6 protein-coding genes are annotated in these 14309 nt (G+C 30.8%); 3 read left to right on the top strand and 3 right to left on the bottom strand.

The window, feature by feature from the left end:
* The 3 genes from ABJG40_RS02995 to ABJG40_RS02985 all read right to left on the bottom strand — a co-directional run.
* Positions 1 to 934, bottom strand: a 934-nt coding sequence (locus ABJG40_RS02995; protein WP_348023100.1) for a hypothetical protein, incomplete at its 3' end; no start/stop codon positions are given.
* Positions 935 to 979: 45 nt separating this feature from the next.
* The gene (locus ABJG40_RS02990; protein WP_348023099.1) at positions 980 to 3928 is read right to left on the bottom strand and encodes an alpha/beta hydrolase fold domain-containing protein; all 2949 of its coding nucleotides are present in this window, start codon (positions 3926 to 3928) and stop codon (positions 980 to 982) included.
* 148 nt (positions 3929 to 4076) lie between these two features.
* Positions 4077 to 5609, bottom strand: a complete 1533-nt coding sequence (locus ABJG40_RS02985) for an arylsulfatase (protein WP_348023098.1) — start codon at positions 5607 to 5609, stop codon at positions 4077 to 4079.
* Between the two features lie 406 nt (positions 5610 to 6015).
* Here ABJG40_RS02985 and ABJG40_RS02980 point away from each other — a divergent pair, with 406 nt between their 5' ends.
* The 3 genes from ABJG40_RS02980 to ABJG40_RS02970 form a co-directional block, all read left to right on the top strand.
* A complete protein-coding gene (locus ABJG40_RS02980) occupies positions 6016 to 9138 on the top strand; it encodes a glycoside hydrolase family 2 TIM barrel-domain containing protein (RefSeq protein WP_348023097.1) in 3123 nt (1040 codons plus the stop codon).
* 192 nt (positions 9139 to 9330) lie between these two features.
* Positions 9331 to 12432: a TonB-dependent receptor gene (locus tag ABJG40_RS02975; protein WP_348023096.1), complete on the top strand. Its 3102-nt coding sequence runs from the start codon at positions 9331 to 9333 to the stop codon at positions 12430 to 12432.
* Positions 12433 to 12443: 11 nt separating this feature from the next.
* A partial coding sequence (locus tag ABJG40_RS02970) for a RagB/SusD family nutrient uptake outer membrane protein (RefSeq protein WP_348023095.1) occupies positions 12444 to 14309 on the top strand: 1866 nt, incomplete at its 3' end.

Genomic DNA, 14309 nt, shown 5'->3' with positions numbered 1-14309 from the left:
CACAATAAATTTCATGTTCTTCGCCTGTAAAATTATATCCATTATACATTTTTAGTATAGGTTCATTTACTCTTGATGTACTAAAGTTATTTTGAGCTGTTTGCAATTCTAAAATGGTATTGTCTATTAAACCTGATGTAGAATCACAATCTGAAAGTACAGCAATAGCCGCATTAATTACAGCCTGAAAATCCTCTACAGCTACTTGTGAGTACTGATTGTAAGCAGTACCTATTATAGCAGATGACAATAAATTTTCGGCTGTATTTACATTGTCTGTTAATTGCAAACGGTTTTTATCTCCTGCTAATAAAGAAATATTATCAAAATAGAATTGACCTGTATTACTCCACATATAAATCAATTGAATATCTATTTTAGCAATGTCTGTTGCTGTTTCTAAAAAAGGAATATCTGCAGCCATTAACACTCCATTTACAGAAAAATCTACAGTTTTAGCAGAAAAATCTACTTGAGCAGTCACGGAGTAAACTGTATTTGTTTTAAAAGATACTGATGGTGATCCGTTTGTAAAATTAGTTGGCACCCCACTTGATGAAATTGAGGTTGCATACTTTATTGTTGCCGTTTGAACACCTACTGCTATACTAGATAAAAATTCTCCTGAGGCAGACACTAAGTTTATTTGACAATTTACTGAACTTCGAGTTGCGGAAACATCGAAAGAAAATGTAGCATTATTAGAAACAGGATCAAAAGTAGTAAAAACACTAGGCTTTGTTGAATTGTGATTAAACTTTAAGCGACCTCCTTCAACAGTAACTCTTCCTGATGTATTATATTCTGTCCAATTATTTGGTAAAGATCCATCTACATCAAATATTTCATCTACTATTGCCGAACAATTAGTTGTTTGCGAAAAACTATTTATTGTAAAAATAAAACCTATTATAAATATGATCTTGATTTTCATTGTTTTAATTTTTATATTGTCAATTGTTTTAATTTTTTGTCGTAATTATTTTATTACAAAATTTATATTTTTTGGGCGCTGTTTATCTAAGATTTTTAATATGTAAACACCTTTTTTTAGATTTTTTGTATCAATTGTAATAATTTTTGATTCTTGATTTATAAATATTGTTTTCTCAACTACTATTTGTCCTAAATAATTAATTATTTGAGTATCAATTTTATCATAATTAAAATTTGAATTCAGTTTTAAGGTAAGCGTATCGTCCTTTTTTACTGGATTTGGAAATAGCATTACTTTATTGTCTATAATAATACTTGATGTACTTAAACTTTGTTCGTTAAGTTTTCTGTTTATAAAATTTACCATCTCTATTAAAACACCAGCATATGCTTTTTGTCCTAAGTTAAAAAAAGCATGTTTTTCACCAGGAAAAATAACAGTTTCTGCATCACCTCCTTTAGCTTTTATGGCATCAGAAAATAATGTACTTTGTGTATGTGATATTGTTGTATCTGCATCTCCATGCATTAAGATGGTTGCAGTTGGAGTATCTGTTAACAGAAAAATTGGAGAATTGGCTTGCTCACTTGGTACATTTTGTTTGTAATTATTTCCTGTACCAAAATCTCCTGCATCATTTACAAAATCATAGATTCCGTTAAAACCAATAAATCCAAGCGCATTATTTTCTTCAGCTGCAATAGCAGCTAATGGAGAGCCTGCAGAACCACCACTAAAGAATACTTTTGTCATATCTAAATTATAAGCATCTGCATTTTCTACAGCCCAATCATATGCAGCCTGAACATCTTCTCTAGCTAGTGAAAAATTACCACTAGAACCATAACATCTATAAGATATACCTAAAGTTATTATACCTAAATTCTCAGCTAAATAATTTCCATGTGGAGAATTCGATGCACTAGAAGTTTCTGTAGAACCTCCAGACCAACCACCACCATGTACCCAGATATGTACAGGGAACTTTGTACTAGAGTTTTCTATTACAGGCCTTGTTATTTTTATTGGTAATTTATGACCAACTATAGGAAAATCTACAGTATTTGCAACAACTTCTATCGTTTCATAATCGAAAATTTCTTCTGGTTGCACTATAAAATTATAAGTATTACCATTTGCTAAACCAATAAAAATACCATCTGTAGATTTAAGACCTTCTTGTATTTGAAGAGAAACTAATGCTTTAGCTGGCCAATTTTCGGTTGGTGTAAAAGTTAAAGAATTTGGTGATGACAAGCTCCAAGTTCCTTGAGCTTCTACATTACTTTTATTTACATATACTTTCGGGTATTCTGAACTAGTATCTACATTTTGGCTGAAACTGATGCTAATATCAGCATCAGAAGGTAAACCTGTACGGTTTTCGGGCAAAACTTCTGTCACAGAAAATGCTGATTTAACAAGTTCTGCATACGCTGTTGCTAATCGATTATATTCATCTTGAAATTTAGTAGCATCTAAAGCCAAATTATACATGGCTAACTCTACAACTTCTGTTTGATTGTACGTTTTTACACCTGCCACTTCTTCAAAAAGATTAAATTTTAGATTTTCTTCAGCATTAATAAGCATCGTATTTGGTATTGTACCTGTACTTATTATTGGAGAAGTACTATCAAAATATTTGTAATTACCAGATGCATCCATAGAAAACCCAAAAAAGAAATAATTTTCTGCTGGTATTTCATTATTTCCTAAAACAACACGTGTATAGTTAGGTCTTGCATAATCAAAGCCAATCTTGCCGTCTTGTAATCTTACAAATCTAATACCTTTAGTATTAGAAAAACCTCCACTCATATCATAATTACCTAATAAACCTGCTGGTTTACCTGTTACTATATTCTCTGCTTTACCTACATAAAAAATACTGTAATTATTATCAGATATCTCTGTTTTTGATTCCTCTAATTCTAAATAAGATCCATCCTTATTAAAAAGTACTGTTGTTTTTCCTGGGTAGGTTTCTTGCGATTCTTCTCCTCCTAAATTAGTATCACTTTGTGTTGCGTCTCCAAAACCTTCTATTTGATTTTCCCATTTAATAACAGCACCTAAATTGTCTGTTATAATTCCTTTTGCATTTTCAAATAAAAAAACTTTACCACTGTTTCTTGCTGCTAAAAAAACTTCTTTGGCAGTATTAAGATCAGACAAAGCAGTATCTACATCTGTTGAAGAGGCATCGCAGTTATCAACTATTATATTTGCTTTGTCTATTTCTGCCTGAAAAGCATCTACACTAGATTGTGGATACTGATCGTAATCTGTACCAATGGTAACTGAATTGATTAATGCTTCTGCAGCAGTTGTTTCACTAATTAATTCAAATCGATTTGCATCACCACCAGACACTGAAACATTATCAAAATAAAATTGACCATTATTACTCCACATATAAATCAGTCGAATATCTATTTTAGCGATATCCTCGGCATCTTCCAAAAATGGAACATCAGCAGCCATTAAAACATCATTTACATAAAAAGTGACTGTTTTTGAATCTAGATTAACTTGAGAAGATACAGAATATGTTGTATTAGTTTTTAATCCTGTTGCTGGAACTGCATCTGTAAAACCACCTGAAACACCATTTGAAATAGATGTTGCATATTTTATAGAAGCTGTTTGCACACCTACAGCTATACTAGATATATATTTACCTGTAGAAGATAATAAGTGTATTTGACAATTTACCGAACTACGTGAAGCAGATACATCAAAAGAAAATAATGAATTTTGAGTAATAGGTGTAAATGTTCTAAACGCAGATGGTTTTGTTGTATTATGATCAAATTTTAATCTATCATTTGAAACAGTTACTCTACCACTTGTATTATATTCTGTCCATTCTGTTGGTAAAGCTCCAGAACCATCAAATGTGTCATTTATTAGCTCTCCACAATTGCTTTGCGCAAAGTTATTAATGGTAAAAAGCAAAGCTATTAGATATATAAGTTTAGTTTTCATTGATTTTGATTTTATATTTGATTATTATTTCGTTCGTTTTTTAAGTGCAATCTCTCTCGTTGTTAAAGGAAATTCTGCATATTCTATTCTTACCGTTTTTAACAGCGATAACATTTCTTTTAGTTTTTCTATTTCTTTTAAAGCAAGATTATTTTTTTAATTTGTTAAATGTCTGAATCAATTCCTGTAATTTCTTTGGATTTTCTTTTGCTAAATTGTGTTTTTGACCAATATCTTCTGAAAGGTTAAATAATTTATATTCTTGTGAAACTCCTGTTTCTGTACCTACTTTTTTATTCATAGCTTTACCTTTATAAGGAGGAATCATAATCCAATTTCCACTTCTTAAAGCTGTATTAGATTTCGCTTCTATAATTAAATGATCACGTCCTTTCTTAGTTTCACCTAATAAAGAAGTTAATAAATCTTTACTATCAGTAGTTTTTTCATCTATTCCAACAAATTTACCTAAGGATGCCAATAAATCTATTTGACAAACAATTGCATCTGAAACACCAGGTTTTATATGATCTTTCCAATAAGTTATAAAAGGCACTCTAGTTCCTGCTTCAAATAAACTGTATTTACCTCCACGTAAACCACCTTTAGGATCGTGATTTCCAAGTTTTTCTACAGCATCATCATAATAACCATCATTTAAAACAGGACCGTTATCACTTGAAAAAATAATTAAAGTATTTTCTAAAACACCTTCTTCATTTAATGTTTTCATAAACTCACCAATCATCCAATCTGCTTCTAAGATGACATCTCCTCTTGGCCCCATACCAGATTTACCAACAAATCTTGGATGTGGAGTTCTTGGAACATGTGGTTGTTGCATTGCATAATATAGAAAAAATGGTTTTTCTTTATGTGATTTGACATAATTCTGTGCTTTATCTAAAAAATGATCTGCCATATCTATATCGCTCCATTTTGCTGCTTCACCACCTTTCATGTAACCAATTCTTGGAATTCCATTTACAATACTATTATTATGACCATGATGCCACTTCATAGTAACCATTTCTGGATTTGATTTTGCTGTAGGCTGTCCTTTAAAATTCTTTTTATAATTAACTTCTATAGGATCGTTTTTATCTAAGTTTACAACATTTCCGTTTTCAATGTACACTGTAGGAACTCTATCTTGAGTTGCCGCCAAAATATATGACTCATCAAAACCAACTTCATTAGGACTTGGCTTAATCGTTTCATTCCAGTTTACATTTCCAGAACCCAAACCTAAATGCCATTTCCCTATAATTGCAGTTTGATAACCAACTTTAGACAGCATTTTAGGCAATGTTTGTTGCTCTGTACTAATTAACAAAGGTGCGTCTCCTGGTAAAATTTTAGCATCTTTATTTCTCCAGGGATAAACCCCTGTTAACAATGCATAACGACTAGGAGTACAAGTTGCAGATGAAGCGTAACCGTTTGTAAATTTTAGACCCCCAGATGCTAAAGCATCAATATTTGGAGTTTTTAATTCTGTTGCTCCATAAGAACTTAAATCTCCATACCCTAAATCATCAAGGTAAATTATAACGATGTTAGGTTTTTGGCTTTTAATACTACTACCTAAAGAAGAGTTTTTAACCTTATGCCTACAACTAAAATTAAAAACTAAAGTAGTTATTATAAAAATGTAATATGAAATTATACTTCTCTTCATTCTACTCGTATTTAAATCTGAATTTTAAAGTTTTTAATATTAAAAACTTAGTTATCAAATTTAGACACTTTCCTATATTTATATTTCTCAAATAAGGGTAAAAAATGTTACTTTAAAGCTTAAATTTGACCAATGAAACATCAATTAAGATTTATGTTTCTCTTTATAAAAAAAATAAACTTGATGACAATTAAAACAAACAACTATTAGCTTTTTTCATTTTTTATTGCTCTTTATTAAATAATGCAAATCATATTTATCTATATTACTTTTCTTAAGTTATAATTAATATTCTTGCAACATTTGTAGGTCTTTTTTGATAAAGAAAAAAATAATTAAGTTGATATATTTGAAATCTTGTTACACCAAACAAACAATTTTAATTAAACAATTTAACAAACTAATAATGACCAAATATTTAATCCTTAAAACGATTTCTTACATCTCTAATTTAAAAATTCAATACTTAAATTTTGTTCTAACCTTAATTGTTAGTTTAGCTTTCTTAGGATGTGTAAAAATGAATCATACTACAAAGAACAATCCTCAAAGAATTAGCTTTGACACTAATTGGAAGTTTATCCAACAAGATGCCCTAGATGCAGAGCAAATTAATTATAATGATACTTCATGGAAAACATTAAACCTACCTCACGATTGGAGTATTGAGGGTGAGTATAATAAAAACAATCCTATGGGAGCTCAATGTGGTTATTTACCTGCAGGATTTGGGTGGTATAGAAAAACAATTACTGTTCCTAAACATTGGAAAGGGAAACATATAAAAATTGCTTTCGATGGAATTTTTATGAATAGTACTGTTTGGGCTAATGGAATAAAACTTGGAACTAGACCTTATGGATGGATTTCTTTTGCCTATGATATTAGTGAAATTGCAAAGAATTCAGAAACCATTACTTTTGCAGTTAGGGTTGATAATGACAAACAACCTTCTGCACGTTGGTATACAGGTAGTGGAATTTATGCTCACACTTGGATTGACATAAAGAACAGCACAAGAATTAATAGAGATGGTATCTTTATAAAAACAGAAGGGAATAAAGTTTTTGTGGAAACAGAAATTATTAATAACAATAATGATGCTAAAAAAATAAAATTAGTAACCTCTATTCTTAATAAAAACGGAACTACAATATCAACTAATAAAAATAATATAAGTTTAGACGAAAAATCACTTTCAAAAACAGATTTAAATATTAAAAACCCAACACTTTGGTCTGTAGAAAACCCATATTTATACACACTAAAAACTGAGTTACTTTTAAATGGAAAAATTACAGATGTTGTAAAAACTAAGTTTGGAGTTAGAGACATTGAATGGAAAACAGAAACAGGAATGTGGTTAAATGGCAAAAACGTAAAACTACAAGGTGTTTGCAACCATCAAGACGCAGGAGCTTTAGGAGCAGCAGTGCCTTATAAAATTCTAAAATTTAGAATTCAGCAATTAAAAAATATGGGCGTAAATGCAATTAGAACTGCTCACAACCCTCAAACACCTGAGTTTTATGATATTTGTGATGAACTAGGCATGTTAGTAATGGATGAGATTTTTGATGGCTGGAAGAAAAAAGCTAAAAACGATTATGGAGCGCATCATTTTAATAAATGGTGGAAACAAGATTTAACAGATTGGATTAAAAGAGATAGAAATCATCCTTCTATAGTTATTTATAGTGTTGGTAACGAAACTCGTGGAGCAATTGCTAAAGATTTGGTAGCAGAATGTAATCTTTTAGACCCTACTCGTCCTGTTACCTCAGGGCATTCAGGTTCTGAATACATGAATGTTTTAGGTGTAAATGGAGGTAGTGAAAAAAAAGGTTTTTTAGAAAATTTAACAAAGAAACAAAAAGGAAAAGTTTTTATAGGTACAGAGAACACACATACTTGGCAAGTAAGAGGCTATTATAGAACAAAAACGTGGTTTAGAGATGGGTTTCCTAACAAAAATCAGAAACCTTATTTTATTGCTGATTTAACTGAAAAAGAAGTTTTTACGCATGATTGGACTGAGCAAATCAATAAAAAAAATAGAAAACAAATCTTTAATTCTAGTTATGACAATGCTACTGTGCGTGTTTCTTCTCGTTTAAACATTGAACAATTAAGAGATATTCCAGCTTATGCTGGTTCTTTTCGTTGGACAGGTCATGACTATATTGGAGAGGCAGGTTATGTTCATGGAGGATGGCCATTTAGAGCTTTTATGGGAGGAGCTATCGATTTAGCTAATTTTGAAAAAGATTTATTTTATCTATATCAAAGTCAATGGACTACAAAACCAATGGTACATATTCTACCTCATTGGACACACCCTAAAGTTAGTTTAGGAACAGAAATTCCTGTTTGGGTGTATTCTAATTGTGATGAAGTAGAGTTGTTTTTTAATGAAACATCGTTAGGAAAGCAAAAACCAGGAAAAAATTGGGAACAAATGCAATGTCAATGGCTTGTAAAATGGCAACCAGGAACATTAAAGGCAGTTGGTTATAAAAACGGAAAAATTGTTTCAGAAGAAATTATAAAAACAGCTAATCAACCCTCAAAAATTCAATTATCAATTGATGGAGAATCATTAAATAACATCAAAAATGATATTGTTCAGGTTCGTGTTACAACTACAGATAAACAAGGCACAATGTATCCTTATGGAGAAAATAGAACTTATTTTAATGTATTTGGGGCAGGTAAAATAAAAGCACTAGACAATGGCAGTCCTGTAGATGTAGAACAACACGTAGGACCTAATCACAGAAAAGCTTTTTATGGTTTGACACGTGCATATATTACAAGCACTAAGCAATCTGGAAGCATTAATTTATTAGCAAGTTCTATTCTGGGAGAAAAGAAGTTAATTACTTCTAATAAAATAAGTATAGATACAAAAATCATCAACTTAAGAGGAGATAAGATCAACCCTAACATTGAAGTGTATTACACTACAAATGGAGAAAAACCAACAGAAAAATCATTACACTACAATGGAAGTTTTGATATTGAATTAGAAACAACTGTAAAAGCATTGATAGTGGTTAATGGAAAACCTACACAAATATTAGAAGAAAAATTTGGAAAAAACACAGGTTTTACTTGGAATAAAATTTTAAAAGATGAAGGGCAAATTGGAGAACAAGCAGAAGAAGCTACGCTATATAATGCAACCATTTCATCAAAAGGACATAATTTTAAAGGAAAAGGTTTTGTAAGTCTAGCTAAAAAAGGAGCTTCTATTTCTTGGTATCAAGAAAATGATGGAGGAGCAGGTAATGCTGATTTATACATTCGATACAGTTCTAAAATTGATAATGCTTTAGGTAATTATTTAAAAGCTATTGTAAATGGAAAAACTATAAAAGAAAAACTTTTTTTACCTAATACCCAATCCCAAAAAACTACGTGGAATAAAGTTAAAATTTCAATTAAACTAAATAGAGGTGCAAATACAATTCAACTAAAATCTTTAAACAATCAAGAAATTTTTATAGATGAAATTACAATCAAATAATTATTTTAAACAAATACCACAAAACACTGTACAACAGGTTTTTAACATTAAAAATAAGCATCTTCGTAACATTTAGACCCCTTAATTGAGAAAATAAAAACATAGAAAGAGGTTAATTTTGTACACATAATAATCTTTTGATGCTTTTAAAGAGCATTAGAAAAACTTAAACTAAAAACTAAATTTAAATTTATGAAATTAAAGATAATTACACTTTTACTGTGCTGTTTTAGTCTTGTTTCAGCTTGGTCACAATCTGTTATTTCAGGTAAGGTTACAGATGAATCATCATCACCATTACCCGGTGTGAGCATAATGATAAAAGGAACTACAATTGGTGCAACAACTGATTTTGAAGGTAATTATAAAATTACAGCAAAAAAAGGAGATGTATTAAGATTTTTGTATTTAGGTTTTAAAGAGCAAGCAATAACTGTTGCCTCTCAAAAAACTATAAATATTGTTCTAAAAGAAGATGCTGATGAATTAGACGAAATAATCATTATAGGTTATGGAAAACAAAAGAAAGCAAGTGTTTTAGGAGCTATTAGTCAGGTAAAAGGTGAAGAAATTATTCAGGCTGGAGCATCAAACTTAACAAATGCACTAAGTGGTATTTCTTCAGGTGTTAATATTGTTCAGTCTTCTGGACAACCTGGAGAAGATGATGGAGAGATTTTTATCCGTGGTAATTCTGACCCATTAATATTAGTTGATGGTGTTGAGATAGTTGGAGGATTTTCGACTATAGACCCTCAAGATGTGGCGAGTATTAGTACACTAAAAGATGGAGCAGCAACAGCTGTATACGGAATTAGAGGTGCTAATGGTGTTATATTAATTACAACAAAACGTGGAAAAATAGGAAAACCTGTAGTAAGTGTTTCAAGTCAATTCACTGTAAAAACATTTGAAAACATTTACGGCGCATTAGATTCTTATTCGGCACAAACTGCACGTAATGTTGCTGTTTATAATGATGCTTCTTTTAATGTAGGTTATGCTACAGATGAAGCTTTATCACATTATAAAAGTGGAGACTTACCATATTTATACCCAAACACAAATTGGCTTGACTATGTAGTGGATGATTTCACAACAAGTTATAATTCAACAATAGCAGTATCTGGTGGTACAGAATTCGTTAAATATTATGCATCTGCAGGATATGTTAGAGAAGGAGATATCACTAGATCTAATCAATTTTATGATTATGACCCTGAACATAGGTCTGAAAGATATAATTTTCGTGCAAACTTAGATTTTACTTTGTCAAAAACTACTAGCTTAAAAACAAGTGTAAATAATCGTTTAATCAATGTAAACAACGTTGGAGATCCTTCTACTCAAAAAAGCGCATATTTAGGTTTATATACTTTTGAACCAAGTACAATTCCTTTTTATCCAGAAGAAGTTTTAGAACAGTACCCTGATCCTTTATACCCTGGTTTATCAGAAGTTAGATTTCCAACAACAAGAACAATAGGTAATGATAGAGGTGGAATTACCACTTCTAATAAAACTATTTTTTCTATTGATTTACAATTAGACCAAAATTTAGATTTTATTACAGAAGGTTTAAGTTTTTCTGCAAAATATAATTTTGTAACAACAACAGATGTAAGAAAAAATGTATTTGAAGACCTTACTTTAGAAACAAGATTAGATAGATATGATTTATTATTTACAGAAGGAGGTGGTTACGAATGGAGTGCATTTGAATCAGACGATTATGAACAACCTTATAATTTTACAGAAGGTTCAGAATTTATTAATGATACTCAAGAAATTGACTACATTAAAGCACAACTTGATTATAGTCGTTCATTTGGTAAACACAGCGTAACTGGTTTAGGAGTTTTTAGTCGTACTCAAAAAATCACAAATACTGAGTTTCCTTTTTATGAAGAAGCATGGATAGCAAGAGCAGCATATGATTATGATAACCGTTATTTTTTCGAAGTAAGTGGTTCTTATAATGGGGATGAAAGTTTTGCTAATGGAAATAAATTTAAACTTTTCCCTTCTTTTTCTGTAGGTATTAATCTTGCTAAAGAAAAATTTATAAAAGATAATATTCCTGCAATTAATAATTTTAAAATTAGATATTCTAATGGTCAAACTGGTAGTAAATCTGGTTTAAAAATAGCAAATACAAATCCTACAGAATACAATCGTTGGGAGTTTATAGGTAACTATGCAGAAACACTGCCAAGAGAAACGTATAGATTCCTTTTTGGAGATGGAGATACTGCACGTCAATCAATAATAGTACTAACAAAAAACGGTAACCCAGATTTAACATGGACTACTGTAACGAAGCAAAACTTAGGTTTAGAATTTGGGCTTTTTAACAATAAAATATCAGGAGAATTAGATTTCTTTGTAGACAATAGAGAAGGTGTAATTGGAAGACTTACTGATACTACAATACCCCAATATTTTGGTATTACAGGAACTTTACCTTTTGTTAATGTAACAAACACAGAAAGCCATGGTTTTGAATCTTCATTAACATATAAGGACAGAATAGGAGATTTTAAATATTCGGTTACTGGTATTTACAGTTTTAATGAAAATCGTGTTTTAACCAGTGTTGCTGATGGTGTTGGTACAGCGTCTTATGCTGCAGTTGCTGGTAAACCTTCAGGGACTACAGCATTGTTACAAACAGATGGATATTTCCAGAATATAGATGAGGTTGTTAATTACCCAGAATATGCATCTGGTTTTGGTTTAGGAGATTTAAGATATATTGATTATAATGCAAATGGTACAGTGATAGGATCTACTACTGAAGATCAAATAAGGTTTGATTTACCTAAATCGCCAAAGCATAGTTATAGTTTAAAACTTAGCGGATCGTATAAAAACTGGTCTTTTAGTGCATTAGTTAATGCTATTTCTGGTCATGAAGGACTTGTAAGTGAAACTTTAGCATATGCTATATCAGATGGAAATGCATCTGGTAGATATGAGCAATTAGATTATTGGACTCCTACTAATACAGATGCTGCATATCCTGCATTACATGTTGGTACTTATAATCCTAATTTAGCTTCAGCTACAACAGATAGAGTTGTTAATTTAGATTATATTAAATTAAGAACTATGAATATTGGATATACTTTTAACATGAATAATAGTAAAAGTATTAAAAACTTAAAAATTTATGTAAGTGGTAATAACCTTCTTACATATTCTAATTTAAAATATGCAAATCCAGAAGGAAACAGTCCTGGGGTTTACCCAATTTTAAGAAGATTTAACCTAGGTTTAAATATGAGCTTTTAAAATTATAAATTATGAAAACAAAAAAATATACATTGATTTTAATCTTGACTAGCTTGTTTTTTAGCTGTGAAGATTATTTAGACAAGCAAGCAGACTTTGACGTTTTAACAGAAGAAAGTGTTTTTGATAATATTAACTTTGCAACAAGTTACTTAGATGGTGCTTATATTTATTTAATATCAGAAGTTAGTGCAAAATCTAATAACTCAGATATATTACCAGGTATGATAATGTCTGACGAAGGATATCCAGGGAGATTTGATAATGGAGTACCAGAAAAATACCAATCATACGCAAATTCAGATTATGTAGCATTAATGGACCTTAATTCTGCTGTTGGTCAAAGACAAACACCAAATTTTGTTTCTAGATATACACAATCTTGGAAAGGAATTAGAACTGTAAATACATTTTTAGCTAATATAGATTTATTAAAAGATACAGATGAAGAAACAATTAATGGTTTAAAAGGACAAGCATATTTCTTAAAAGCATTCTTTTACCATTTAATAACAAAACGTCATGGAGGTCTATTCTACATAGAGAAGAATCTAAATCTTAATGACCCATTAGGTGTAGAAAGAGAGACTTACGAAAAAAATTTAGAAGGTATATTGGCTGATTTAGAATCTGCTATCAATTTATTACCAGTAACATGGAATTCTGCAAATACTGGTAGACCAACAAGAGGAGCAGCTTTAGCTTTAAAATCTAGAGTAACTTTATTTGCAGCCAGCCCACTAGTTAATACAACTAATGATCAACAACCATGGATTGATGCAGCAAAGGCAGCTTCTGATATGATTAATTTTGCAAATTCTAACGGTTTATATACTCTTATAGATGCTTCGGATGCAATTACGATGGATGTAGGTCATAATGGTGCTGATCTTTTTGTGGCAGAACCAGAAGCTTTAAAAAACTATAGAAGTATTTTTGTAGGAGAAGGAAAATCAAAAGCACTTCCTCAAGAAGCTATTTTTATGGAGGTGAATGACAATACTGCTGGTGGTGGTGGTACATTGGTTCCTCTACCTAGAACTTATTTAACTGTTGGCTTTGATATCGTAAAAGGTAATAATGGACCACTAAATATTGGTGCAACAGCCAACTTTGTAGCAAAATTTGAAACTAAAAATGGTTTAGCAATAGAAGATGACCCTTCTTATAATCCACAAGAACCATTTATTAATAGAGATCCTCGTTTTTATAATGCTATTTTGTATGATGGAATTCCTTGGAAGGTTACAGGAGCTAACCCAACAAATGGATCTGGTAAAAGTGATTTGGCAGTAGTAAATGAAGAAGGTAACTATGGTTTAGATTTACATGATCCTGCAACAGCAGCAAATAGATTGTGGCAAGTTAGAAACACAACAGGTTATCGTATTAGAAAATGGATTCCTAACGGATTTTACTTAGATAAAGGATGGGTTGGTGAGCTAGATTTTTATGCAAATAATATGATTTTTAGAATGTCCGAAATTTATCTTAATTATGCAGAAGCAGCCAATGAAGCATATGGCCCAAATGGTATAGCTTCTGGAGCAAGTTTAACTGCTCTTGACGCTGTAAACAAAATTAGAAATAGAGTAGGAATGCCAAATGTAAATGCTGCATATTCTGGGTCTCAAGATGGTTTAAGAGCTCGTATAAGAAATGAACGTGCTATAGAATTATGTTTTGAAGGTTTTAGGTATGATGATATGAGAAGATGGAAAACAGCACATTTAGATGAAAACAAAAAAGTAGAATTTTTAGAAATGCGTTGGCAAGGAGGTGCATCTGAACTTTATCCTTCAGGTTTTAGTTACGAAAACGTAGAACAAAATAACTTAAGAAAAACATTTAACGATAGAAATTATTGGTGGCCAATA

It is taken from the genome of Polaribacter sp., assembly GCF_039939415.1.
Classification (GTDB): Bacteria; Bacteroidota; Bacteroidia; order Flavobacteriales; family Flavobacteriaceae; genus Polaribacter.
This window is presented reverse-complemented; position numbering and strand designations above follow the sequence as displayed.

Excerpts from the sequence above, each read along its gene's own strand:
- ABJG40_RS02980 (WP_348023097.1), top strand. The coding sequence starts at position 6,016 with ATGACCAAATATTTAATCCTTAAAACGATTTCTTACATCTCTAATTTA.
- ABJG40_RS02990 (WP_348023099.1), bottom strand. The coding sequence starts at position 3,928 with ATGAAAACTAAACTTATATATCTAATAGCTTTGCTTTTTACCATTAAT.
- ABJG40_RS02975 (WP_348023096.1), top strand. The coding sequence starts at position 9,331 with ATGAAATTAAAGATAATTACACTTTTACTGTGCTGTTTTAGTCTTGTT.
- ABJG40_RS02985 (WP_348023098.1), bottom strand. The coding sequence starts at position 5,609 with ATGAAGAGAAGTATAATTTCATATTACATTTTTATAATAACTACTTTA.